General features: G+C 31.6%; 24 protein-coding genes. All 24 read right to left on the reverse strand.

Annotation, left to right across the window (positions count from 1 at the left end):
• Window positions 1–35 precede the first annotated feature (35 nt).
• Entirely contained in the window at window positions 36–1,943 is a 1,908-nt protein-coding gene (locus NX902_RS19935; protein WP_163187980.1) for an NAD-dependent epimerase/dehydratase family protein, read from the reverse strand.
• Window positions 1,944–1,945: 2 nt separating this feature from the next.
• Complete coding sequence (locus tag NX902_RS19940; RefSeq protein ID WP_095330283.1) at window positions 1,946–2,527, reverse strand: GNAT family N-acetyltransferase; 582 nt, start codon at window positions 2,525–2,527, stop codon at window positions 1,946–1,948.
• On the reverse strand, window positions 2,521–3,315 hold the full coding sequence (locus tag NX902_RS19945; RefSeq protein WP_303985424.1) for an SDR family oxidoreductase: 795 nt from the start codon (window positions 3,313–3,315) through the stop codon (window positions 2,521–2,523). Before NX902_RS19945 ends, NX902_RS19940 begins: the two co-directional genes overlap by 7 nt.
• 2 nt (window positions 3,316–3,317) lie before the next feature.
• Window positions 3,318–4,214 carry an aldo/keto reductase gene (locus NX902_RS19950; RefSeq protein ID WP_123260569.1) on the reverse strand — a complete coding sequence of 299 codons (897 nt, stop codon included), beginning with the start codon at window positions 4,212–4,214 and terminating at the stop codon, window positions 3,318–3,320.
• A 1-nt stretch (window position 4,215) separates the two neighbouring features.
• Window positions 4,216–4,941 (reverse strand): cytidylyltransferase domain-containing protein, encoded by a 726-nt coding sequence (locus tag NX902_RS19955; protein WP_123260568.1) that lies wholly within the window; start codon window positions 4,939–4,941, stop codon window positions 4,216–4,218.
• Window positions 4,942–4,956: 15 nt separating this feature from the next.
• Window positions 4,957–5,625, reverse strand: coding sequence for an HAD family hydrolase (locus NX902_RS19960; protein ID WP_123260567.1), 669 nt, complete (start codon window positions 5,623–5,625; stop codon window positions 4,957–4,959).
• 101 nt (window positions 5,626–5,726) lie between these two features.
• A complete protein-coding gene (locus NX902_RS19965; RefSeq protein ID WP_303985428.1) occupies window positions 5,727–6,404 on the reverse strand; it encodes a CDP-alcohol phosphatidyltransferase family protein in 678 nt (225 codons plus the stop codon).
• 7 nt (window positions 6,405–6,411) lie between these two features.
• The gene (locus NX902_RS19970; RefSeq protein WP_341160942.1) at window positions 6,412–7,539 is read right to left on the reverse strand and encodes a glycosyltransferase; all 1,128 of its coding nucleotides are present in this window, start codon (window positions 7,537–7,539) and stop codon (window positions 6,412–6,414) included.
• Window positions 7,540–7,573: 34 nt separating this feature from the next.
• Complete coding sequence (locus NX902_RS19975; protein ID WP_163187976.1) at window positions 7,574–8,593, reverse strand: glycosyltransferase; 1,020 nt, start codon at window positions 8,591–8,593, stop codon at window positions 7,574–7,576.
• 154 nt (window positions 8,594–8,747) lie between these two features.
• Window positions 8,748–10,055, reverse strand: a complete 1,308-nt coding sequence (locus NX902_RS19980) for a glycosyltransferase family 2 protein (protein WP_163187975.1) — start codon at window positions 10,053–10,055, stop codon at window positions 8,748–8,750.
• 78 nt (window positions 10,056–10,133) lie between these two features.
• On the reverse strand, window positions 10,134–11,285 hold the full coding sequence (locus tag NX902_RS19985) for a glycosyltransferase family 8 protein (protein ID WP_163187974.1): 1,152 nt from the start codon (window positions 11,283–11,285) through the stop codon (window positions 10,134–10,136).
• A 67-nt stretch (window positions 11,286–11,352) separates the two neighbouring features.
• Window positions 11,353–12,648 (reverse strand): hypothetical protein, encoded by a 1,296-nt coding sequence (locus NX902_RS19990; RefSeq protein WP_163187973.1) that lies wholly within the window; start codon window positions 12,646–12,648, stop codon window positions 11,353–11,355.
• An 11-nt stretch (window positions 12,649–12,659) separates the two neighbouring features.
• Complete coding sequence (locus NX902_RS19995) at window positions 12,660–13,856, reverse strand: hypothetical protein (protein WP_163187972.1); 1,197 nt, start codon at window positions 13,854–13,856, stop codon at window positions 12,660–12,662.
• 19 nt (window positions 13,857–13,875) lie between these two features.
• Complete coding sequence (locus NX902_RS20000; RefSeq protein WP_163187971.1) at window positions 13,876–16,800, reverse strand: 6-hydroxymethylpterin diphosphokinase MptE-like protein; 2,925 nt, start codon at window positions 16,798–16,800, stop codon at window positions 13,876–13,878.
• 21 nt (window positions 16,801–16,821) lie between these two features.
• A complete protein-coding gene (locus NX902_RS20005) occupies window positions 16,822–17,832 on the reverse strand; it encodes a polysaccharide biosynthesis protein (protein WP_163187970.1) in 1,011 nt (336 codons plus the stop codon).
• Window positions 17,833–17,847: 15 nt separating this feature from the next.
• A complete protein-coding gene (locus NX902_RS20010) occupies window positions 17,848–18,438 on the reverse strand; it encodes a hypothetical protein (RefSeq protein WP_163187969.1) in 591 nt (196 codons plus the stop codon).
• A 152-nt stretch (window positions 18,439–18,590) separates the two neighbouring features.
• Window positions 18,591–19,703 (reverse strand): flagellin N-terminal helical domain-containing protein, encoded by a 1,113-nt coding sequence (locus NX902_RS20015; RefSeq protein WP_341160943.1) that lies wholly within the window; start codon window positions 19,701–19,703, stop codon window positions 18,591–18,593.
• A 146-nt stretch (window positions 19,704–19,849) separates the two neighbouring features.
• Entirely contained in the window at window positions 19,850–20,083 is a 234-nt protein-coding gene (gene csrA, locus NX902_RS20020; protein WP_163187968.1) for a carbon storage regulator CsrA, read from the reverse strand.
• A complete protein-coding gene (gene fliW / locus NX902_RS20025) occupies window positions 20,083–20,532 on the reverse strand; it encodes a flagellar assembly protein FliW (RefSeq protein ID WP_095330270.1) in 450 nt (149 codons plus the stop codon). Before fliW ends, csrA begins: the two co-directional genes overlap by 1 nt.
• Window positions 20,533–20,651: 119 nt before the next feature.
• Entirely contained in the window at window positions 20,652–21,797 is a 1,146-nt protein-coding gene (gene flgL / locus NX902_RS20030; protein WP_095330269.1) for a flagellar hook-associated protein FlgL, read from the reverse strand.
• Between the two features lie 45 nt (window positions 21,798–21,842).
• Window positions 21,843–23,492, reverse strand: a complete 1,650-nt coding sequence (gene flgK, locus NX902_RS20035) for a flagellar hook-associated protein FlgK (RefSeq protein WP_095330268.1) — start codon at window positions 23,490–23,492, stop codon at window positions 21,843–21,845.
• An 11-nt stretch (window positions 23,493–23,503) separates the two neighbouring features.
• A complete protein-coding gene (locus NX902_RS20040) occupies window positions 23,504–23,989 on the reverse strand; it encodes a flagellar protein FlgN (RefSeq protein ID WP_123260560.1) in 486 nt (161 codons plus the stop codon).
• Between the two features lie 21 nt (window positions 23,990–24,010).
• Entirely contained in the window at window positions 24,011–24,265 is a 255-nt protein-coding gene (gene flgM / locus NX902_RS20045) for a flagellar biosynthesis anti-sigma factor FlgM (protein ID WP_095330266.1), read from the reverse strand.
• A 279-nt stretch (window positions 24,266–24,544) separates the two neighbouring features.
• Entirely contained in the window at window positions 24,545–24,982 is a 438-nt protein-coding gene (locus NX902_RS20050; protein WP_095330265.1) for a YaaR family protein, read from the reverse strand.
• Window positions 24,983–25,086 lie beyond the last annotated feature (104 nt).

The following is a 25,086-nucleotide window of genomic DNA, read 5'->3' on the forward strand; positions in this document are numbered from 1 at the left end:
CTCTACACGGTGAATTTCACTTCTTTATTACTAACTTACTTAACAAATGTATCACTAACAAAACGAACCATTTTTACTCCAGTTTTTGCGGGAACAAAGGAATAATCATTAATATTCATTCCCTCTGACTCTAATAAAAACCAACGGAAACTGTCTAACCCTGCATTTATACTTAACGTACTAGCTCCGCCAAATCTAGCATTGCACTCTATTATGTGATAATTTTCTTTCTCGTCTTTTATAACCTGCAAAACAACATGTCCATATAAATTTAATTTTTCTACTAATCCTTTTGCTAACTCTTCTAAGCGTTGATCTTGAATGGTTGTAGTAATTTGAGATTCCCCATTTACTACTAAGTCTCTTGTTCTACATATAACTCCCTTAGCCTTTCCATTTTTGCCAACATATAAATCTATGCTTATTTCTTTCCCTTCTATATAGGGCTGATAGATTGGCTCCATTAATTTTTCTGCATGCAATTTGGCATTTTCCTCATTTAAATTTATTCCGATATTTTGCGAACCTGCACCAAATCTTTCTTTCACCACATAAGAACTTGCTTTAACTTGATCAATTGACAAAGCAGTCGGAATAACAGGTAGGTTGAATGACTCTAACTCCTTAGCAAAAGTTAATTTATCTAAAGAAGCAGCAATTCCCTTTTCATCTGATACCATAACGTGTACACCCGCTGCTGCTAATTGGTCTTTATTACGCGCAAACCATAATAATTCGCCATCACGTGTCGGAATAATATATTTAATTGTATTTTCCTTACAATAACGCAACAGCTCATCAACAGTTAAATCAGAAAGTAATGGCATATGCCAAAAATCATCAGTAAAATATGCTGCCATGCTATTCTCGTTACCATCTGCACTTATTATTTTGCTATCCCAACCTAACTTTTGAACAGCTTTTCTAACTGCTTCTATTAAAGGTATTTTTTTAGAGGCACTGGTAATTAAAATATTTCCAAATGCTCCGGTATCTTCCTTCTGTTTCTCCACTTGTTTCTTTTCGAAAGCAATTAATTCTGGAATCATATCCTCTACTTGTTTTTCAGGCATCCAGCCAGTATATTGTTTTAACTTTGTTACATCAGCTTGAGAGGCTTCATAAAGGATATCACTTTCTTCTTCCGAATAATTCATATCAGGGAAATGCTGTTTTAAAACAGCTACTACATCTGATACTTTTCGTGCGTTTCCATTACCAAGGTTCACAATACCACTTGCATCGCTAACAGCAAGCCTTAAAAGTCCTTCTGCCACTTCTCCTGCATAAATATAGTCAAACATGCCTTCTTTTCGATAGACTTTGATTGGCTCCTTATTTAATAGAGCTCTAATCCATCTTGAAATGATGTCACGAGAATTCTTTCCATAAACTCGATAAATTCGAGCATTAACCGAACTAAAAGAAACCTGATTGAACCCTTCTAAAAAGCGCAGTTCAATTTCATGCATTAATTTAGCCACACCTGTCAGATTCCGTGGATAGATAGGGTCACTTTCTTTTAACAATGTTGGCACGGAAGCCGGCTGATTAAATTGATATAAATCAGGATTATAAATTAAGTAACTAGATGCAAAAACTACTCTTTTCAGATTAGGATTATCTTTTAAACAATCCATTAAATGATGGCCTAATTTTACATTATGCTGATCATTCTCACTCCAGAATTCATATGTTTCCACCGATCTTTCAAACGTTGCCGCTAAATGAAAGAAATATTCCGGATCAAAAGCATCCAGTTCTTCTTTTGTTATGTAGTTTAAATCTCCTTGCCAGTATTTAATATTTTCAGACCATTCTGCTGGCTTGGATTTTAAATCTCCTACAAGAATTTCTGCACCTAATTGGTGAAGCTTAGAAACTAATTCCCTTCCAATAACTCCTGCACCACCGCTAACAAAAACACGCTTGCCTTTAAGCATGATTAACACTCCTTACTTAATAAACATCCATGTAGTAATGAATCGACAAATTCATTTTTTATTACAACATGCTGCTTCATTCTTCCCTCAAATTCAAACCCATTCGCTTCTAAAATCCCCACATGAAATGGTCGTATATCATACGTTTCTGTGAATAAACGATTAAATTTTAACTGCTGTTTCGCTATTCTTTTTAAAAAGTTTAAGAAATACTGAAAATCTTTTTCATACAGTTGATTATTTTTTACTCGGTTAGGATTAACTAAAAAGGATACTTCTGCTCGTTTAGCCTCCCAATCAATATTTGTCAGTCCTCCATATCCGATTAACTCTTTATTATAAAAATAACTAAAAAGCAATTGTTTAGGTTCTTCTTCCCCAAAAAGCGGGATCACTACTTTTTGGTAATACAAAACTTGTCCTTCATCTGTTATTGGCTGCTTTTGTCTTAATACATCCATTTGTTTATTTCGATATTCCTTTATCTTCATCATATCTTCTCGTCTAAGCGGCTCTATATGATAATTATCCTGCTCTAGAATATTCTCCTTCAGGCACTTATATTGATAGGATTTACTTACCATGCTGTCCAACCACCATCCACACATAGATTATGTCCTGTTACAAAAGAAGAAGCATCTGATGCGAGATAAGCAACCGCCCCTTTCAATTCTTCCGGTCTCCCTACTCTGTTCAATGGATTCTTCCTAGCTAGCTGTTCTACAAATTCTCCATTCTTCAGTACTTCAGGTTTTGGAAAAGGGCCTGGCGAAATGGAATTAGCTCTAATTCCTTCCTTGCCATAATGACTTGCTATATATTTTGTAAATTGGATAATAGCTGCTTTGCCAGCACCATAATTGGGCGGATTATTTTGGCCACTGTCCCCATAAATTTCTGGATTTGGCGATACTACTCCATACATAGAGGAAATATTAATAATATTTCCAGAGCCTTGGGCAACCATATAGGGCAAAATACTATTCGTCAGGCGAAAGGCCTGATTAATTGTTCCATCAATACCCACTTCCCACATCTTGTCAGTCATGGATTCAATCTTCCCTGTTGATCCATATGAAGCATTATTAATCAGAATATCAACCTTTTCAAACTCTTTCAGAGCTACTTCAACACAATTAGTAATAGAATCTCTATTTGAAACGTCTAAATAGATAGGTAGGCAAATAACTCCATATTGATTCATTAATTTTTCCGCTAGCAGCTTATTATTTTCTTGGTTTCTGCCTGCCAATATTACATTGGCACCTGACTCTGCAAGACTTTCAGAAATGGTGGAGCCTAAATGCCCACTGGCACCAGTTATAAGAGCGGTTTTATGTTTTAAAGAGAATAACTCCTTCAACGATTTCAATACTAATCCCTCCATTTTGACGGATTTATTATATTTTCAGGAATATCTCTAAAGGATATATTAATTTCATCCATAATTGAAGAGGAGAGCGTAGGCAATTCACTAATGCGTATGTTTTCTCTCAACTGGTCCAAAGATTCACATCCAACAATCATTTTATCCACATAAGAATTGTCTCTTATAAAGAGAAAAGCGAGTTCACTTATCTTCAATTTCTCCCTTGCCGCAATTTTTTTTAATTTTAGTAAATACGGAGAGGCAGCTTTTAAAGAATTGGGCAGCTCCTGTTCCTCTAAAAATAATAGCCCCTGCAAATAAACGCTTCTCACATGGATTTCAATTTTATTATTACTTAATTCTTGTAGAAGTCCCTCATTTATTAAACGAAGATCAAAAACATTCATTGGCACTTGAATGATGTCAAAAACCCCTAACTCTATTACTCTTTTCACCTGCTCAGGTGAATAAATAGAAATTCCCATTTTATTAATGTGATACTTTTCTTTCAGGTTTTCAATCCATTCACAATCTTTGTTCGTTAATTTTTCCAAAACATTTGCATCATGGAATAACACACCATATAGCTTTTCTATCCCTAATTTGTTCTGTGATGCTTTTATAGATTTTTCTATTTCCTCAATATTATTTTCGTTCATAGAAGGAATTTTAGTAATAATATTTAACGATTCATCCATTTCTTCTTTTAAAAATGATCCTATTATTTCTTCACTTTGCCCATATCCAGGTGCAGTGTCAATTGTCTTAATTCCGTGTTTTACAGCATAATTTAAGATTTCTGCTGCTTTTTGCTTATCAGGTTGACCAATTCGGTTTGCAATCCCATATACCTGCCCTAACTGAACCGTTCCTAAGGCTAATTTCTTTTGCGTGTGATTCATCTTATTTCACCTTTTTTTGTTCAATATGTTGATTTATCATAGTTAATTCTTTATTTCCCTGTAGATAGTTTAGAATATCCTCTGTAGAGATAAATTTATTATCTGCAAAATGCGTCGCAATAACGGATAAGAGTTGATAATCCTCTTGTGTATCTAATGTTAATCTTACATCTTTGTCTAAAACATACTTAGGAATTTCCACGTTAACTTGTTTAAATAATTCTCTATTTTCATAAGCATAGTAGGTTACATGCTCTCGATGATAATCTTTCTTGCCATGGTTATAGATATAAGTCAACGCTGAGGAAGAAATAATTTCAACTCCTAATCCTAATGGAATAGGTTCCTTATATATTACAATATCTCCTTGCACTCTCTTTATCTCTTCAATAACTTCATCAGCTAGTTCATAATGAAAGAAAGGACAATCGCCAAGTGCCCTGATCACATAATCTGCTTTATATTGTTTTGCACATTCAAAATATCTAGATAATACATCTTCTTCCGAACCTTGAAATACCTCTATATCATTTTGATTACACCATTCTACAATTTGATTATCAGCTTCTTTCTCAGAAGTCGCCACAATCACTTGATCAATTCCTTTTGCTGCCTGACATCTTGAAACTGCATAATCTAACACGTTCGTATGTCCAAATGGTAATAGCACCTTGCCTGGCAATCTTGTCGATCCCATTCGCGCTTGTAGTATAGCGATAACTTTCATGTTTTCACCTGTTTCCTATCTTATTTCCATTAAGGAATAAATCTTTTTATCTGCTTCATAACCTTGATCAAGTTTTGTCTGCATATGATCTCCAATTTCTCTTACGATACGGATCGTATGGAGACCTAATTTTTTCGCCGTTACGAAATCCTTATTGGGATTATCCCCAATATATACACAGTCTTTCATATCCACCTTTAAACAATCGCTCATCCTCTGAAAAGCGAGAGGATGAGGCTTCCAAAACTCTGAACCACCTAAATCATCCGTAACAATAATAGAGGGAATTTGCTTATCTAACCCTAACGCTTTTAACTTATTCCATTGCATGGATGAATTCCCATCTGTGATAATACCAATGGGAATCTTCTTTTCCGTTAATCTCTTTAGGCATAAAACAGCGTCCTCGTATAAATGAATAGAAGGCTCATGCTTACGATATACATCTACTAGTTGCTTTACATCTACTTGAATACCATACCTGTCACAGACATGATTAAATACCTTCCCTCGTCCGTTTTGTTTCCATTCCATTATAAAATGCTCGGCCAATTCTTCTACATCGAGAAAAGGATTCACTTTTGCTAGAAAGGAAGCAACACTGTAAAATCCTGATTTTACATAATCATGCTCACAATACAAGGTATCATCCAAATCAAATATATAGGCTTTATGATTAAACATTTTAAAACTTCCTTTTTATCGTTCTGTTATCATCATTATTATTATCGGAAAAGTTTAGCGTTTATTAAACAAAAAAAGACTTGAGAATTCAAGCCTTTTTATTATTTTCGATACTGGGTTTTTAAACATTCCCATACCCGATATAGCCAATCTATATTTTTTAGTATTATAACAATATAAATAACCACATCTAATCTTTGAAAAATAGCTCCTAAAGAAATTAGAAAAAAGATTGTAAAATGATCAAATCCTGGTATAATTCCTTTACTTAAAAACCATTCCTTCCATTTGGCACGCTTCATTTTATTTCTTCTCATAAAAGGAAGTATATAATAATGAACAATAAATAAATCCCAATAGATTGTTACAATAAACAATATTTTTGCCCATAACGGTACATCTATAATTATTGCTAATGTTAAAAACAAAACTATTCTAACTAATTGATCAAAAAGTTTATCTAACTTTGCTCCTAAAGCAGAGCAATTATTAGTTAGTCTCGCTAAATTCCCATCTGCTCCATCCATAAAATGATGAAGCTGAAGAAGGATTGCACCTGTAATCCAATAGTCGAAAATAAAAAATACCGATGCGACTATTCCTAAAAAACCAGCAATAATAGTAACCATATTTGGTGTTAGCTTCAAATCATAGACTATTTTTGTAAAGAACGGATCAATTACATGGGCATAATAGCGATTAATTGCATATTCGTGTTCTCTTCTTTGCTGAACAATGTATTTGTTTTTAAATACCTGATACTCTTTTGTTAAATTCATATCTTAGCTACCATTCTTTTAATAATTCATTTTCATACCCTAATGAAACGAAATGCTTTAATCTTTTAAGTCCCAACTCTGTTAATTGCTTTTCAATATCCACATAATACATACTAGCAATAATGATAAAGATTTCATCTATATTTTCATCTGCTAACACATTAGGAGTATGGATTTTCTTACCATTAACTTCCTTCCCAGACAGCTCTTTATTGTTATCTAAGAAATAAGACACAGTACCATTCAATTCCATTACTCTTTCTAGTAATCTTAAGCCACTACCACCACTACCAAATATTATAATCCTCTTATCCATTAATAACTTGTGAATAATAGCATTTTCAGGTGGAATATCATCTTTCCAGGGTGTCATTGCTAAGTACTTTTCATATTCCTTTTTAAATGGGTGATTATTTAAGAGTTGCCAAGGCTTGGATGCTTCTGTGTAATGAATGATATTGGGAAGTTCGTCTTTACTATATTTCCCTAAATATAGTAACTGACTTGTCAAATTCCATGATGGATCTAATTCTATCCAGTCGTCGTATAAAATAGCATTCATCCCATCTTGATCATGGTAGATTACCTTAGTCCTATTTTCATTAATAAATTTTATAATTCTCTTTGAGAGATTTTCTTTTCTCCATTTTGTTAAATTTATACATAGTACACCTGAATTGAAATACTTTACTCCTTTGTCCATGTTAAGTTGTTTATGCCTATTAAAATTTAGTGTTTGTACAGCTGCTAGCGCATATCCAGAAAGTTCTACATCCCAAAGATTTTTTATATCTTTATTAACTATTAGATCACTATCTAGATAGATAACCTTTTCTATTTCGTTGCTACCTATAATTTGTGGAATCAATAAACGCAAATATGCGGCTTCCGAGATATGCTTATCAGTTCTTAAATTTTTTATACCAGAAATTTCTGGCACTAAGATGTTTAATTCTACAATCGAATAAGAACTAATTAATAATTCTAGTTTTTTTTTATTTTCTTCCGTTATTCCACCATCTATTATTAAAAATTGTAGTCTAAAAAGAGATCTAGTATTAAAAATTAATGATTGAATCATGACGCCCATATGCTTTACATACTTATTATCTGCCGCTGCGACAATGGTAATCACATAAATACCTCCCTAACAAAAAAATAAGACGGCATTAGTTCACAACGAAGAAGTCGATACCACTCTGATATCCCATCTTCTGTAATTCTTTAGCTATTTCAAACCTACCTAAAGAAGATGCAACTAAAACTTTAATTCTCTTTTGATTAATAATAGAGGGGGAATAAACCTTTTTATCAGATATAACTTTATCCCAATTAGCTTTATTACTATCAATAAAACCTACAACTCTCTTTGAGATAAATTCATATTTACTCAAAAGAGTTTTCCCAAAACTTCCTGCTCCCCAAATATAAACAGGGCTATTCCCATTAAGAAAATTCTCAAGATCCTTCCTTTTAATCTCTATTATGGATTCTAATATTTTGTCGTGTTCTCTTACTGTTGTTGAGTCGGAAGAAACACGAATATTAACAAGTTTCTTATTTATTTTAGCAAAGTTAAATCCTAATTTATTCATATGATAAATCAAATAATAATCTTCTGCTATCTGGAAAGAAGGGTATCCTACTTGCTTTATATGATCTGTTCTCCCCATTAAACTACCGTGAATAAAACAATTGTACCAATTGATTTTTTCCTTTAAATCTTGTTTATCAATAATATTATTTTGATGAATCTCATAAAAATGTTTTAAATATTTATATCGACTTGAATCTAGAATTCTCTCATTGTCAGGAAAATAATTGATTAAGGATCCTACCATAGAGATATCTGAGTTCGCTTTAAGAAACTCTATCTGTAACTTAAATCTATCCTTATGAAATAAGTCATCCGCGTCTGCTTTTACAATGTACTTAGTTTCAATTAATGATAACCCTTTCTGTAAGGTTACCCCCACTCCAACGTTTTTTTCCAAACTATATACATTGATTCTTTTATCCTTCTCAGCATAATACTCAATAATATTTTGTGTTCTATCTGTTGATCCATCATTTATTATTAGGAATTTAAAATTTTGATAAGACTGATTTAGCACACTATTTATTGTTTCTTTAATATACTTTTCTCCATTGTATACTGTCATTAAGACAGTTAATTCAACAGTATTCAATTAATATAGCTCCTTAATATAATTCTGTAACAAAATAATTGATGTTATATCAATATTGGTTTCTTAGGTTTTCGTTTAAACTAATTGATTGTAGTTATTCAGATGAATGTTCCATAGTTTCACTTAATTAACTGCAAAAAATAATTACGTTTATTTATTCTGTGAGAAAATCCTCTATGGTAAAAATACTACTTGCTTCCAAGTTATACTCTTTTATCAAGGTATCTTTAATATCAAATCTAGATTCTGACAATACTGTAATTATTATATGGCAAGAAGATAATGTTGAATCTATTTGAAATGGATTTCTAATTACAACTCCGTCAAGTTCCTTTTTATCTATGTTCTCATTATTATCAAGAAAATTTTTTATAAATAATCCTTTGTTCTCTAATTCTTTTTTCATAAGATAACCTAACCTTTTAGTCCCAAATACCATTACATTTTTTTCATCTTTTGATACCTTACTAATTATATTATTAAGATTAATAGTTTGTTTCGGGAATAAATTACTATTTCCAAATTTACTATAAAATAAATCAAATAAATTTCTATCATATATTTCTGATTGCTCTATTAAGCTATATAGCTTTAAAAGAACAACTCGCTCAAATTCCTTTTGATTAAAATAATTAGAACTTTTATTTCCATTTAATAATTGCTCACACCAATCGAGCAATTTATTAAAGTTAATCTTTTTTATCGGAGCGAATGATGCATATGAAAGATAATAATGTAGTTCCAATTCTTCCTTTGTTGGAGTAATACCAATCTTTGCTAACTCTTTTTTTCTTATCATGTTAGCGAAATATTGTTGTTTCTGAAAACCATTAGTGCTTATTTGATTAGGATGTCTTCTATATAAATATAAAGGTTCTGGTACACAGGACAAAATTATATCTACTGGTAGTGAAGTGTACCATTCATAATCTACTGCCGCTTCAAAAGATTCATCATGATATAGACAATTGTTTTTGATCAATTTCTCTTTTCTAAACATCATAAACGCAGGTATGCCAGGATTAAAAATTAAATTTGCTCGAATAACATTATTATCCGAACTGAATTTTATAATTCTATTTTGATTTTCATTAAATTCTTTAATCCAACAGGAAACAACATCTACATCTAGTCTTTCTTCTAAATAAGCCAACTGTCTCTCTAATCGTATAGGTGAATTTATATCATCAGAATCAGATATCGCAATATATTTTCCCTTTGCCTTGGAATAGCCAGTATTTCTAGCTGCTGCTACTCCCTTTCTCTTATTATGTTCAATCAAAACTATTCTAGGGTCCTTAATATTTTTGATAATCAATTTTGTTCTATCTGAAGAACCATCATCTACAATAAGTAGTTCAAAATTTCGATATGTTTGATTTAATAAGCTTTCTATAGTTTTTAGTATATATTTTTCTCGATTATAAACAGGCATTACAACACTAATAAGTGGTGAACTCATGATTATCTCCTTACATAACTAATTAGAAATTCCAAAAAAGAGCATATGACCGAATCAATAATTTACTAATTTGAATAACTAACCATCATTCCTGACAAAATTTGCTATTGAAGTTAAATCTTTAAAATAATTTTTATTTAAAATATATCCCTGATCAGTTAATTGTTCACTTATTTCCTCAACATACTTGCTTGCAATTATTATCACACTTTTATGCTTGATATCTCTAAGTAGAGATGGAGAATTTATATGTTTCATTAAAAAAGTATCATTCCATTTTTTCTTATCATTATCAATATAAAAGCTAACATCCAAATTATATTTATTTAACATATTGGTATAAGTTTTGGCCTTTTCTCCAGTACCAAATAAAATTATTTCCTTCTCAAACAATAGTTTTCTTTCAGGATATTTTTCGTATTCATATCCAGTTTTATCTAGATAATAAAAATATTCTTTTTTAAAAGGATGGTTATTTAAGTAATGCCATGGTTTTGATGCAGTTGTAAAATGTACGATTGAGGGGTCTTCCTTTACTTCCTCAAATGATTCAAAGTTATCAAACCCCGCATTTAAATAGTCTAATGAAAAAATTTGAGTCCTAACATTCCATGTATAATCGACTTGATGCCATTTATCATATAGAAGATAATTTAATATGCTTTGGTCATGAGCTATTAATTTTTCTGGATGACGCTTTATATATTCAAATGCTTTTCTAGTAATTTGTTCTTCTCTCCATTTATCTAAATTTATTACTAAGACACCAGCATTAAAATAAGGCGCATCTTTTGGTATATCAATTTTATCGTAACCATTGTACTCATTAAGTTTTATGGCACCAATTACAGAATCTCCTATTTCTGTATCCCATAACTCCATAATGTCTTTTCTAACAAGAATATCACTATCTAAATAGATAACTTTTTTTATATTCTCAGGAAATAACTCAGGAATCATTATTCTATAATAAGTTGCTTCAGAAATATGCCCTTCCAAGTTAGCCCCAACTAAATCCAATGAATCCAATCTTATAAATATAATCTTACTTTTATATCTTTTAATGAGATTATTTAGTGTGTTTTTACTCTTTCTATTAAGAGAATTATATATTACGGTAAAACATAAATTTTCATTTTTACCCACGTTTTCTAGTATTGAACATATGGTAGCAGATAAATGTTGGACGTAATTATTATCAACCGAGAACATAATATTCACTTTTTCCATTAACTTTTCATCTATCCTTTCTTAAAACCCATTCACAAAATATTGTATATTAAAATAAAGCCCAATTTTAAGTAGACATTTTAAAAAAGTCTAGACAATAGTTTATTTTATCTTTGAAATAATGAGGATCCTCTATTCCTAAATCCATGGTTGTTATTATGGGTGCATTAAAAGAAACGGCAGTTTCAATAACTTCTCTATTTTTCATAAACATAAATCTATTTTTATATTCTTCTACCACTTTGTACGTTGGTACCTTTTCCCAATTCATTCTAAGATTAGAAACCCAGTTTAGAATATCCAGAATTTCCTTTTCAAAAGTAGTACTTGCCCATTTTATAGCATTTTTCTTTGTTATATTCTTTCCTTTTGATTGGTAGTATAAGGGAAATAATAATGCAAATCCTGATAATAAATGCTTTAATTCATATAAATTTGATTTATTATTAACCAAGTCATTTACTCGATTTTCTATATTCTCACTTAGCAATAACAAACGGCCTGAAAAAATTGAATTCTTATCTACAAAATAACTTATTTCACTTGTTCCAAATATTGAGACACTCTCATTAAAAATTGAAGAAGGTATATTAACTTCATTATAATGATAAAGCTCATCAAATGAGACAAGCCAATGTCCATGATGCTGAGTAATATCTTTACTTTGATAAAATAGATTAAGTCTATGAAGCTCTTTTATTGTTGCCTCAAATACCTCAAAGGAAGTAAAAAACTCCTTTTTTAAAATTATTAAGTCATCAATATCAGAAAAAGCTGTGGCCGTACCATCAGCCTGACTACCATGTATTAATAAATCAAAACCCTTGGATAAAATTTGGGGATTTTCTTTAAATTCGTATCTCTGTAATGAAACAGGTATACCAGATTTTATTTTCTGATCAATTAATTCGTTGTTTTTAATTTTAAAAATATATTTTTCCTGAATTTCATTAAACAATGATTTTGTATTATAAATATCTAATAGGTATGGCTTTTGATTTATATACCCTTTAACTTTATTCCATATTGATTCAGTCTCATTTGTTTCTATAAAATCTAAAGCATTAATATAATGTTTATAATACTTAAAACCCATTTTTCTTAATTGAATTGAAATTTCTTTCTTATAAATACTTGCAATTAGAATAATAATATTATTATAATTTTCATCTTTTAGACACTCTGGACTCTTAACCTCTTTTCCATTAATAATTTCTCCTTGTTTCTTTTTATTATTATCAATATAGTAAGCAAAATTATTTTTAATTTTCTCAGCTACTGATTGCCCTCCATTGGAACTACTAAATATAATTACTTTTTTTCCATTTATAAAATTATTTAACCATTTATATTCACTACTCATACAAACTCCTGTCACACATAATAAGGAATTTCAAACATTGGTAAAGCACCAAACAATTTTCTAGCTTGGCTATATGATATATCCATTTCTTCTAGGGCTTTTTTTATCTTAATAACATATTCACTTTTCTCAGAAATAATTTCATTGTATAATTCTTTATATTTTGCCGGTAAGTAATTAATATCAAATTGACATACTTCACTTAATTTACCAATTTGAAAGTTTTCCTGAAATCTAATAATCTCCCATAAGTCATCCACAGCATTTAAGAAATAGCTAACAGTCAATTCCTTTGATAGAATTTTGCTTCTAATTTCCTCAACTTTTTTTTCTATATCTATCAAGTTAATTTCCTTACTGTTTTGTTTGAATAATATCGAATTGTTTTTTATTGAATGGAACATATTTTTTATTAACATCCCTGATTGTCGAAAATTAAACTCCGAATTTGTTCTTATTCTCCATATTCTTTTATAGAAATAATAATTCCATATTAATGTTTTTTCATATTCATAATTACCTTGTTCATAATTTAAATCTTTCCCGAATACTTTATTAAAGTTGGTAACAGTATGAAAAAGTGATAAGTATTTGAATGTTTGTTGATTAAGAAAAAGCGGATCATGACAAAAAAAGTATTCATATTTGTTCTCTTTCAAATAATGTCGGAATTTTATTTTTATTTCTTCTAATTTGCTTGGTGATTCATTAAAATATAATAAAAGATCTATGTCTGATATGGATGGTGTACTTATTGAACCAAAATTATATATACTTATGAGATTATAATTTGATTTCAAGAATCCTATTGCCTTCGCTTCAACTTTCTCATAATCCTCAATTGTATAGTGTTTAATATCATTAATAAATTTTTGGGGGAAATCACTATTTATTTTATCTGCATACAAATAATTACTTCCATTACAGAAATTTAAATTTTCGAAAAAACCTAGTTTTTTTAGTTGTTCTGCAATCTCTGGATAATATATACTTGCGACAATAATATATATGTTATCCTTTTTTTCATTAAGCAAAATGTCTGGTGCTTTAACAAAATGGTTTAAAAAAGTTCCTCCCCATTTCTTGTCATCATTATCAACAAAATACTCAACTACTATGTTATTATTTGCTAATAACCTTTTTGCATTTTCACTAGCCCCGAAAATAATTACTTTTTTTTCTTTTAGAAAATATTTCAATTGTGCCATTTTACCATACCTTTTAATATTATTTAAAACTATCTATTATAAATAATGGTCTAAATCCAATAGAGGGTTGAATTTCCGTCTTCTCTGATACATTTCTAAATCCCTGACTCCAATGTCCAACTCTTATTCTACTATTTTCATTTGCTGACTCTATTTTAAAGGAGCCATCCCCATATCTAAATTTTGAGGCTACAATTGGAGTCTCCATACACCATGAACATAAACTACTCCAATTCCATTTATGGTCACTATTACTCTCTTCACAAGATTCAATATATCTTGTCCATTCATTTTCTCTTGGATATCCCCCGAATCTAAGATTGTCAGGATATACTAATTTTCCAAACTCGTTACTGTAGCCTATTCCTCCACTTAGTATTCTAATGATACCTGATGAGTTATCAACTGTTTGATTTATACCATGAACCATACAACATCTATTTAAAACATCCCATGAAATACTATGCTGAACATTCCTATCAGCAATTAATTTGCTTTTACCATCTTCTTTATCCACCATAATAAAATAAAAATCCCCATCCGGATATGCAGAAGCTTCTGGCGGAAGGAATGATCCTGTTTCTTCGCCGAGCCCATAAAACTGTCCAACCTTGTTATATTTAGCAGCATAATGACAGCGAATTCGTTCACCGATTTTTATTGTATTTATATCTGTAACTTCGTTTACGTGAAATAATCTTCCTGTTCTCTCTATCTCCACTCCTGTAAAATAAAAATTACCTTCTCCTTTAATTACCACATGATGTTCTTTATTCTCCAAATTTGATTCTTGAAAGAGCATTTGATTTATTCTTTTTGCAAAAAGCTCCTCATTTTTATTTATATGGGTAGTAAATCTTTTAACATTACCATCTATCCTTATTTCCATATTTTTCGAACCTAGTTTACTAGTAGAGCCAAAAATCTTAAATGATGTTCCTGTAAATTTAAACTCTAATTTAGAATTCCCGTTAGAAACCATCTGTTTGACAGGATAATTAATCATTTTGCTAGGAGCATAATTTTCCTTTTTCCATTCTCCTTGAAAATCAAAAGCTCCACAATCACTTGCATAGAATTTGTAGTGCTGCTGTTTTGCATTTGTTTCAAGAAGTAAATGCACATTATATACACTTCCAATCACTTGATCCATTGTTTGTTTGCATCGATTAACATATGGAAGAAATGCATTGAGCACTAATTTTGCCTTCTGATAAATCCCCTCAGTCTTTCTAATTTCTGTGGCTCTTATAATCAATGCTTGATATTGAGTTCTATTTATTGGGAGGATGTATACTTTATAGAATTCATTATTAGTTAGTTTTTGCATTTCATTGTTCAACTGATTAATAGCTTTATCGAGTTTTCTTGCTTGTTTTTTCTCAGCTAACGCTTCAATTTCTATAAGGTATTTTAGAACTCGCCTATGCAATGTTAAATATTGCTCTATCGATTGTTCTAATAACCCTACCTTATTACTTAGAATGTTTTCAATGTAACTTGATTGTTTCTTATGCCAATCCTTTGAGACAACTTCGATTTTTAATCTTTCTTCCATTAAAAGACTTAATGGCTGATATTTAGTTCCAATGATAGCAGCTCCGCCATTTGTAGTATTTATAACTTCGATATTTTTATAGGAAGATACATAATGTTCTAAATAAGTCTTCATATTAATAAACCCTTTAGTAGACTTAATTAGATTGCCATGTACATCTTCTACCATTACAATATTTTCTTTATCCTCTTCAATCTTTTCCTTTTCATTTTCTATTTCACTTGAATAACGTTGCTCTCCTTTTAAAGCCAGGTTTTGTCCGACCAAAATGATTGGATTAGATTTTAATTCGCATGCAAGCTGCAGAGTAACTGCAGCGATAGTTGGTGCATCATTAATTCGTTTTACATATTGAGCAGAATCTCCAATATAATATGGTGTAACGGTATCCTGAGAAGTAATCATATGAAGTTTAGGTCCAGGATAGTGCTTAAGTGTTTCAAATCCCACGCTCGTCCCATAAATCATGGGGACATCAATCACATCATTTTCAAGCATTTTTGTAAATACTGAATAGTTTATTTCTTGAGGATCATAAGTGCACACAGCATCAGGAATAATCCCATTTACAATAAGTGCTTTATTAGCAGAACCAACTGCAAAAATAAATGCTGTCTTTTGCGCTTTTATTTTTCTTAAGTTTTCATATTCCTCTTCTAAAGATGGGCCAGCAGAAACAATAATTAATGGTTTATCCTTAAATACTTCTTCATACCCATTAAGTATATTGGGGCTAGATAGAGTAACTGGCAGATTAATAAGACTATTCAATGTCCATCGAGAACTATATTTATTATCAATATAATAACTTTCATATTTACGAGTAATGGCTTCCCTAAAGTGTTCCGCAAACTCCTCCGATTTTTGATTGAAGACTCTTTCATAACTTGGAAGTACTATAAGTAATATTCTCTCTTGAATATTCAATGTTAAATTAAGTAAAAATTTTTCCGAACCATCTTCTACTGTATCGATGTAGAGATTTTTTAAACGGTTTAAATCTAGTTTTTCTAACCTATTTAATTCAAGAAATCTTTTAAACACATTCGGTATTGGTTCAAACATAGAATAATTCAATTTTGGATATCTATTTAATAATTCCTCAACATGATATCCAAGTCCTACCCCATAAAATAGCACGTGATCATACTTATCTAATTCGTCCTTGTAGCGATCTATCAAAATCTCTGCTTCTCTTATTGGATCATATTTACTATGAAGATAGTAAGGACGTTTATCTATTGTTACAGAGAGCGTTGCAACTTGATCATCCTTTGTTTTAAGGATCTCTATATTCATCTCATCCTTATAATTTTCCAAAATACTAAAGGAACTACGCAAATGAGGAAATTTATTAATGATACTAGTTTGTTTATCCCCTATCATCTGAGTCTCTCCAATCATTAATTAAATTAAGTTTTCTTCCCGTATCCAAGTTTTTAATATATCCTTTGATATTACTGCCTCCTCATGTGGATGTGCTTTTTGAAACGTCGGAGTAATTAAATTTGGATAGTTCTCGCCTGTCGCACCATATGGTGGCCGAATTATATACATTTCTTCTGTTTCTAATGCAACTCGACCTTCATCCTCGGTCATTAATTCTTCATACATTTTTTCACCAGGGCGTAAGCCGATTTCTTTAATATCAACTCGATGGGAGCTGTACTGTTGTTCCATTTCATCGACAATGATTTCCACTAAATCCCGCAGGCGTATAACAGGCATTTTCAAGACAAAAACTTCTCCGCCGTAAGCTATTGCATTAGCCTTTAACATTAACGATATTGCCTGCTTAGGCGTCATCATATAACGAAGCATTTCCTTATTCGTTACAGTCAGGTAACCTTTTTCTATAATTTGCTTTTTAAATAATGGGATAACCGATCCCCTTGATCCCATTACATTACCAAATCGTACAGAACTAAAAATGGTATTTTTAGGACCCTTTTGATAGTTGGCTGCAGAAATAAGCCTTTCAGCCGTCAATTTCGTTGCTCCATAAGCATTAGTAGGGGCAATCGCTTTATCTGTACTTGTAAACAAGACTCTTTTTACACCAGCATCTAATGATGCTTGAATGACATTCTGTGTTCCGATAACATTTGTCTTTACTGCTTCAAAGGGATTATATTCACAAGCAGGCACATGTTTCATTGCTGCTAAATGAAATACAAAATCAATATCTTCCATCGCCATTAGTAATCTTTGTTGGTCTCTTACATCACCAATTAGGTATCTGATATTCGATTTATTTCCCATCTCTTGCTGCAGTTCAAATTGTTTATATTCATCCCTGCTAAATATCCGAACAACTTCCGGTTCACACTTTAAAAGTTCTATTAAAAGCTGCTTACCTATTGTTCCTGTTCCGCCAATAATTAAAATCTTTTTACGATAGTATAGATTATTATCCATTTAATTAACTCTTTTCTACTTATTTATAACCTGAAATGTCTTTTCAGTGATTGATTCAATTGATTCAAATTGTGGGAGAATTTCATAAGAAATAATATCTCCAATTAAGATGTAATCATGATTTTCAATTGCATCCAGCAGGTTAGGCAATTCAACTTCGAAATGATTAGCGACATTCAATAGATTTTCCTTATACTCATTTAACTCCGTATTCCCCATACTCTTTATCGTACTATACACCCAATTTAAACCTTCCAATAAATCTTGAAGCAATCCCCATGCTTCTTCTGTTGGAGATTGATAAAACTGCTCTGTAAGCTGCTTAATAATTGGGATGGCACGATTACTATATTGGTTTAATGATACCGTTAAATCGTTAATAAATTCATCAATTGTTTTTGTCACTAATTCTATTTTTTCAATTGTATTGATTTGCTCCATAATTTGTTCTTCAAAATCACTATAAACTTCTTTTCCATTAATAATTAAATGACTAAAGTATAATTTGTTTTTTTCTAAGTCTTCATTAATTTTTTGTATAAGTATATCTATATTTTTCACGCTATTTTCATAAATAAGTATTTCACTGGATAAATGTAATTCCATTTAGTAACCCCCAACAATGTATTCTACTTACTATATCGGTATTATTTCAAAGAGTTGAATAACAAAACAGAAGATAAATAATGGAAGGAAAGGAATCGAGGCGTTATAAAAGCAAAAAATGACTACCGAAATCCGGTAGTCATTTAAGATTATTAACCTAATAATTGTAATACTGATTGTGGACGTTGGTTAGCTTGAGCAAGCATAGATTGTGATGCTTGAGAAAGGATGTTAGACTTAGTCATTTCCATCATTTCTTTCGCCATGTCTACGTCACGTACACGAGATTCAGCAGATTGTAGGTTCTCAGCAGAGTTACCTAAGTTACTGATAGTATGCTCTAAACGGTTTTGGAATGCTCCAAGCTTAGAACGCTCAGCAGAAACTTGGTTAATAGCTGCATCGATAGTTGAAATTGCAGCAGTAGCTTTTTTATGATCACTGATATCTAGAGCATATACTGCAGCACCAGTAGCGTTACCAGCATCAGTAAGTTTATTTGCAGCACCTGAAGCAAATTTAGCATCAGAAGATTTTTCTACAAGTTCAGCACCAATAGTTGTGCCATTTTCAGTTAGAATTTTGTTTCCAGTTGTTGAAGCACCACTAGCAGATGTATATTTTTCAGTTCCATTAGTAGTCCAAGCATTTTTTTGACCAACTTTATCGGAATCACCAATTTTTGCTGTAGAATTCTCAGTTCCAGCAACACCAAGTGCTTCAGCACGCATATCGAAAATGTCTACTGTAAAGTTTTGTTGTGAGTTTGCACCAACTTGTAAATGTAAACCATTTCCACTAGCTGTATTACCAGCAGTTGCAACTCGCTCACCATCTTTTAATGCTTGTGAACCATTAAGAAGTTTCTTTTGGTTAAACTCAGTATTGTTACCAATACGGTTGATTTCAGAAGTTAATTGGTTCAATTCTTTTTGTAGCTCTTGACGGTCTTGATCTGTATTAGTATCGTTAGATGCTTGTGTAGCAAGTTCACGCATACGTTGCAGAATAGAATGCGTTTCGTTTAAAGCACCTTCAGCTGTTTGGATCAATGAAATACCATCTTGAGAATTACGTTGTGCTTGGTTTAAACCGCTGATTTGTCCACGCATTTTTTCAGAAATTGCTAGACCAGCTGCGTCGTCTCCTGCACGGTTAATACGTAAACCAGAAGATAATTTCTCCATAGATTTTGAAGCATTTACTTGGTTTGAACCCATTTGGCGATAAGTATTCATCGCTGATAAGTTATGATTGATAATCATTATTTGTTTTCCTCCCTGAATATAAATAGTTCCACATCCATGTGGTTAGCCGGTCATTTCAAAAAGTCGGCCGCCTTCTTGAATTGCCGTTCTATTAAATATATCGTCAGGGAATTATTTATGTTTAGTATATTAACAATAAAAATCTAATTATTTTTTCCTAATTGATTAGTAAGATTTTTTACGAAATCAACTGAGGCAATTCCCGCCTCATTATTCTCATTTTGGATGGCAACATAGACTTCTTTTCTATGTATTTCAACATGTTTCGGTGCTTCGATTCCGATTTTTATTTGCTCTCCTTCAATTGCTAGGATTGTTATTTCAATATCATTTGCAATTTTTATCGATTGATTTACTTTCCGTTTTAATACCAGCATTATTTAGAACCCTCCTTTTGTTCCTTGAAAAGAAAAAGTTCATGTTTGGTTTGATAATCTGAATCTACTAGTATGACTTGCTTGCCTCTTTTCAGCCTATCATTTATAACAATTGGACCTTGAAGATTAGCTGTAATGCTTTTCAGCTCTTCTTTAATGGTTAATAGAGAAAAGATAACTACTTCTTTTGTATCTTGTATTTTTAATAACTCTTTCACCTCATCGGAAATTTTCACTGCATATTCTTTAAAATACAAAAATGGATCTATCATGACAAAAGCTAATAAGGGGGTTGCTACTGATTGAAGTACGAAAAGGTCTGCTCCTCCTTCTAAAGGCAATATATAAAATTCCTTCTCCTCTTCAAAACCAGGTAATCCTTGTTCAAATCGAATTATTTTTTCTTTTTCTATAGCAACATTCCCATGAAATTTCGTTTTTATTTCCACTTTATTACCACCATTCTCATTTTAATTTATTATTTGCATCCAGTTAAAAAAAATTCTGTTTACCATCCTATCTATAGGTAATTCTATTATAAAGGAAAAAAGCTATCCAATCGGACAGCTTATCGTAAAAAGTCTACTAATGATCTTTGCATAATTTGCGCTCCTACTTGAAGTGATGCATTATGAACCAGCTGCTGTGTTAAGTAGCCCATCACAGCTTCTTCAAAATCCATATTTTCATTCTCAGAAAGTGTTTGATTCGCAACAACCTCTTGCTTCTTCAATCTACTTTCAACCATTTCAGCACGATTCAATTGTGCTCCTAATTGAGACTGTGTGGAAACAACATCCGTTATATATCCATCAATTGCATCTAATGATTTAGTAATTTCCTTGCCTGTTGCATCGGGGTCCAAGATCATTTTCTTAATTGCCTCAATTCCACCAAACATATCTAATGAAAAAGCATTACTTGAAGTTATGTTAACAGGGATAGATATACCTTTTGAGACTTCTAATAGCACTTGATTTGAATTCGTCGAAACAGCAGTATCTTTTGAAATAACAATACTTCCACTATCTATTTTCTTTTCAGCAGCAACTGTTTCTCCATCTTTATATGGTAATTCTTCTTGATAGGTATATGTTATTTCTCCTGTATTTCCATCAATTTCAATCGAAGAGCCATTTTTATTTTTAAACATATTATCTGTACTATCATAGGTATATTTATTTCCTTGATAGTTTATTACATATTCAGAAGGATTAATAGACCCATCTGCTAAACCAGCTTGAAATCCCTCAAATTCCATATCGATTTGATTTAAATTCATGGGAGAGGAAGCTGTATCAGTGCCATTAAAAATATACTTATCCCCTACTTTTGTTTCTGCCAATGTTACTAACTGTTCTTGTAATGTGGTAATTTCATCGACAATATTCTTACGTGCCGTTTCATCATACGTATCATTTGACGCTTGCACTGTCAATTCTCTAATTTTTTTTAAAATTTGATTCGAGCTATCTAGAGCTGTATCAGCATTTTCCATCCAGTTATATCCTTCATTAAGGTTGCGCTGATATTGTTTTATCTCCGATACTTGTGTACGATAACGCATCCCTTTCATAGCTATAACAGGGTCATCAGAGGGTCTAGTTATTTTTTTCCCCGTTGTAATTTGATCAGAAAGCCTTTGTAAATCCTTATAGCTATTACTAATGTATTTCATATTATTATTGGTAAGCATTGATTGAGTTACTCTCATTATCTATTACACTCCTAGTTTTAATTAGTTAGGAAATAGAAGTTTTTATCTTCCTCCGACACCCATTCCATTAATAACTTTATCAAGCATTTCATCCACGATTGTAATCATTCTTGCCGCTGAATTATATGCCTGCTGGTATTTGATTAAGTCTACCATCTCTTCATCAATTGATACACCACTTACAGACATTCTTGATTGCTCAACTGAAGTCTTTAATATTCCTGAAGTCTTTTCCATCCTATTTGCCTCAGAAGCTTGTTCTCCTAATTTGCCGATAACCCCTTGATAAAAGGCTTGGACATTTGTTTTATTCCCGCCAAAATCAAGAATCGAATCCTTTACTTTTGAAAGGTTTAAGGCATTTGTTCCATTTCCAGCAGAGGACTCTGTAGCAGCTGCTATGTTATCTACATCCTCCAAAATTTCCTTGGACAATACAATACTACCAGCTGCTCCTTTTGGATTATCAGCTGTTATATTGCTATCTGTAAAACTAAAGAAGTCAATATCTTTTGCAGTTCCATCTTCTATTTCATTTAAACTATATCCACTTCGGTGAACCTCATTAAAAGCTGTTACAAACGTATAGACCATTTCATCTAAATCGTCAAACATAGCATTATATGTGCCCTTTATTTCTCCGCCTTCCATATAACCGTAACCTTCAATTACGCCTTTCAGCTTCCCTTGACTATTTAAGGCCTTGAAATCGTTTAAAGTATATACACCATTTGCAGCATCAGCATCAGCATCCGTTTCTATTCCATCAAACTTACTTTTAGCAGTCGGGTCATCATTTAGTTTAAAAAATTTAAAAGAGGTAACTGGGCTGTCTAATTCTTCTCTACTATCAAATTGGATATGGATGCCATTTGCTGTTCTTGTTGATGCATCTATTAGTTTAATAGGCTGACCATTAGAATCTGTTAAGATATCCCCCTCAGGTGTTGCCATGTATACATCATAAAGTCCCTCAGCACTTGCCCGGGCTAATCCGCCGCTGGACTTAGCTTCTACTTTAATATTCATCATCGTAGAAAGAGAATCAAGCAATCTATCACGTTCATCATATAAGTCATTAGGCAAATAGCCATTAGGCTCCACAGCACCTATTTGCTGATTCAATTGATTAATTTGCTTCAACACACTATTAATATTGTCTTCTGTATTTTCTAATTCATTTCTATTATCTTTTTGAATTGCTTTTAAAGAAGAATACATATATTTAAACGTATCCGCCAAAGCAGATCCACGTTCTCTAACAACTCTTCTTGCCCCTTCATTTTCTGGCTCTGTCGCTAAATCCTGTAAGGAATTCCAAAATTGATCCATACTATTCGAAATCCCTGTTCCAGATAACTCATCCATAACATTTTCCATTTGTGATAACATTTGTGCCTTCGAATCCCAATATCCCAATTTACTAGATTCTTTGCGATATTGCATATCTACAAAGCTATCTCTAATTCGTTCAACCTGATCAGCTTGAACTCCAGTCCCCAAATGACCTGGCATTACCGGACTATTCTGACCAACTGTAGGAAATCCTTGTGTAGCAGCTAAACTTACTCTTTGTCTCGTATAGCCTAATGTATTAGCATTTGCAATATTATGCCCAGCTGTAGCAATAGCTGATTGCTGTGTTGTCAAAGCACGCTTTGCAGTTTCTAAGCCCATAAAGGTTGAAACCATTGATTCTCCTCCTAAATCTTTGATTCAAATATCGAAAATCCTTCTTTTTGATAAGGATTTTTCGTCTCTGACCGATTGTAATTATATGTGTCTATATCTGGCTTTAATAAATCAAGAGAGACCTCAATAAATTGCAGAGATTGGTTAATAAGTTGTTGATTTGTGTCATTTTGCGTTTTTATTAATCCCAGCACTTCTACCAGTTTCTGTTTTATTTCCATTAATATCTCTTTCGTTTGATCGTCAACCATTTTTATAACATCATTTAATGTTGTCTGCGTTGATTCATTACCTAAAAAATTATTACAATTCAATTGCAATTCTTGATCCTTTTTTTGAATAGCTTTAATATACTTTTGTTCTTTGCCTGTGATTACTCGTAATTGATCTGTATCGCCTTTAATAAGGATGTCTTTTTTTTCAAAAGAAAGTTGCAACAGATCTTCATGCAAGGAAAGTATGTCTTTTAACGAAGCTTCAATCTTTTCGGTCTGCATCCGAAATCCTCCTATCTTTCCTTAGCTCTTTTTCCAGAATGATAGAATTTTTTCAGCAACTTCTTTTGAATCTACTTGATATGTTCCTTCACTAATTTGCTTTTTTAGCTCTTGAATTTTTTCTAGTCTTACTTCATCTTGTGTACCTTGAAGTTCTAACGCAGCTTTTGATATTTCCACTTTGTCTTCTTTTTTTATGTTTTGTGCAGTTGCATTTTTTTCCATCTGCTTTTTATATGGATTCATATTTACCGGATTATAATTATTAATTTTCATTTTTACACTCCTCTACAGAAAATTTGACCTTATGTTTCATATATGGAAATTTACTATACTCATCTTTCAGTTCTTATTCTTCTATCTTCTATATCGGTCAAAATTTTTCCTTTTAAAGACTAAAACTTGTTTTTATACAAATTAGACTGATATTCCTATTTCTATTCTAACCAGTCTATTCATATTTCATGTTCAATTTAGTCAAAATATCCCGATATAATAAAAAAGCAGCATAGAATTCCTGGGAATTCACTTGCCGCAATAGTTCTAATTACTTATTCAAGTATATATATTAATTAAAAGACCTTGGATTTCACCAACTGATTGTAATATATCTAAACCGTTTTTTTCTTTGTCTAATAAGGTATTGGTTAAGTCCACCAGCTTTTTATCCACTTCTTTAACAATTTTATATACTTTCGTTCTTCCTCTTCGATTAAAACCACTCTGCTCTTCTAGTTTCAAAGCATTGTTAACCGCTTCATCCATAAAATCTTTTACCATTTTTTTGTATCTGCGCAAATCATCTACCGTACGGTGTTCCGATAATTTTTTCCCTTGTCCCTCAATTTCTTCTACTAATTTTGTTAATTTGTCATAAACTGCCTGTTGACGATTTTTAGAAATAACTTCTTGAAAAGAAATACTCTCTGCCGGCAAATTATCTTTACTTTTTATTTTATCCGTACTTGTCCTCGATACTCTTTGTACTTCCATATATAAACCTCCCTTTCATAATTATAAATATATTTAGATTTCCAAGAGAAGATTGTTAATGTAGTTAATTTTATATTTATTACACACATATAGCATTTATATTA

The sequence above is a fragment of the Niallia sp. FSL W8-0954 genome, from assembly GCF_038005605.1.
In the GTDB taxonomy this organism is placed as follows: Bacteria; Bacillota; Bacilli; order Bacillales; family Cytobacillaceae; genus Niallia; species Niallia circulans_A.

Excerpts from the sequence above, each read along its gene's own strand:
- flgK (WP_095330268.1), bottom strand. The coding sequence starts at position 23,492 with ATGGTTTCAACCTTTATGGGCTTAGAAACTGCAAAGCGTGCTTTGACA.
- NX902_RS19980 (WP_163187975.1), bottom strand. The coding sequence starts at position 10,055 with ATGAGTTCACCACTTATTAGTGTTGTAATGCCTGTTTATAATCGAGAA.
- NX902_RS19955 (WP_123260568.1), bottom strand. The coding sequence starts at position 4,941 with ATGAAAGTTATCGCTATACTACAAGCGCGAATGGGATCGACAAGATTG.
- NX902_RS20050 (WP_095330265.1), bottom strand. The coding sequence starts at position 24,982 with ATGGAAGTACAAAGAGTATCGAGGACAAGTACGGATAAAATAAAAAGT.
- NX902_RS19950 (WP_123260569.1), bottom strand. The coding sequence starts at position 4,214 with ATGAATCACACGCAAAAGAAATTAGCCTTAGGAACGGTTCAGTTAGGG.
- NX902_RS19965 (WP_303985428.1), bottom strand. The coding sequence starts at position 6,404 with ATGAATTTAACAAAAGAGTATCAGGTATTTAAAAACAAATACATTGTT.
- csrA (WP_163187968.1), bottom strand. The coding sequence starts at position 20,083 with ATGCTGGTATTAAAACGGAAAGTAAATCAATCGATAAAAATTGCAAAT.
- NX902_RS19935 (WP_163187980.1), bottom strand. The coding sequence starts at position 1,943 with ATGCTTAAAGGCAAGCGTGTTTTTGTTAGCGGTGGTGCAGGAGTTATT.
- NX902_RS20040 (WP_123260560.1), bottom strand. The coding sequence starts at position 23,989 with ATGCAGACCGAAAAGATTGAAGCTTCGTTAAAAGACATACTTTCCTTG.
- NX902_RS20015 (WP_341160943.1), bottom strand. The coding sequence starts at position 19,703 with ATGATTATCAATCATAACTTATCAGCGATGAATACTTATCGCCAAATG.
- NX902_RS19985 (WP_163187974.1), bottom strand. The coding sequence starts at position 11,285 with ATGGAAAAAGTGAATATTATGTTCTCGGTTGATAATAATTACGTCCAA.
- flgL (WP_095330269.1), bottom strand. The coding sequence starts at position 21,797 with ATGAGAGTAACTCAATCAATGCTTACCAATAATAATATGAAATACATT.
- NX902_RS20005 (WP_163187970.1), bottom strand. The coding sequence starts at position 17,832 with ATGGATAATAATCTATACTATCGTAAAAAGATTTTAATTATTGGCGGA.
- NX902_RS20000 (WP_163187971.1), bottom strand. The coding sequence starts at position 16,800 with ATGATAGGGGATAAACAAACTAGTATCATTAATAAATTTCCTCATTTG.
- NX902_RS19940 (WP_095330283.1), bottom strand. The coding sequence starts at position 2,527 with ATGGTAAGTAAATCCTATCAATATAAGTGCCTGAAGGAGAATATTCTA.
- NX902_RS19960 (WP_123260567.1), bottom strand. The coding sequence starts at position 5,625 with ATGTTTAATCATAAAGCCTATATATTTGATTTGGATGATACCTTGTAT.
- NX902_RS19995 (WP_163187972.1), bottom strand. The coding sequence starts at position 13,856 with ATGGCACAATTGAAATATTTTCTAAAAGAAAAAAAAGTAATTATTTTC.
- NX902_RS20010 (WP_163187969.1), bottom strand. The coding sequence starts at position 18,438 with ATGGAATTACATTTATCCAGTGAAATACTTATTTATGAAAATAGCGTG.
- NX902_RS19990 (WP_163187973.1), bottom strand. The coding sequence starts at position 12,648 with ATGAGTAGTGAATATAAATGGTTAAATAATTTTATAAATGGAAAAAAA.
- flgM (WP_095330266.1), bottom strand. The coding sequence starts at position 24,265 with ATGAAAATTAATAATTATAATCCGGTAAATATGAATCCATATAAAAAG.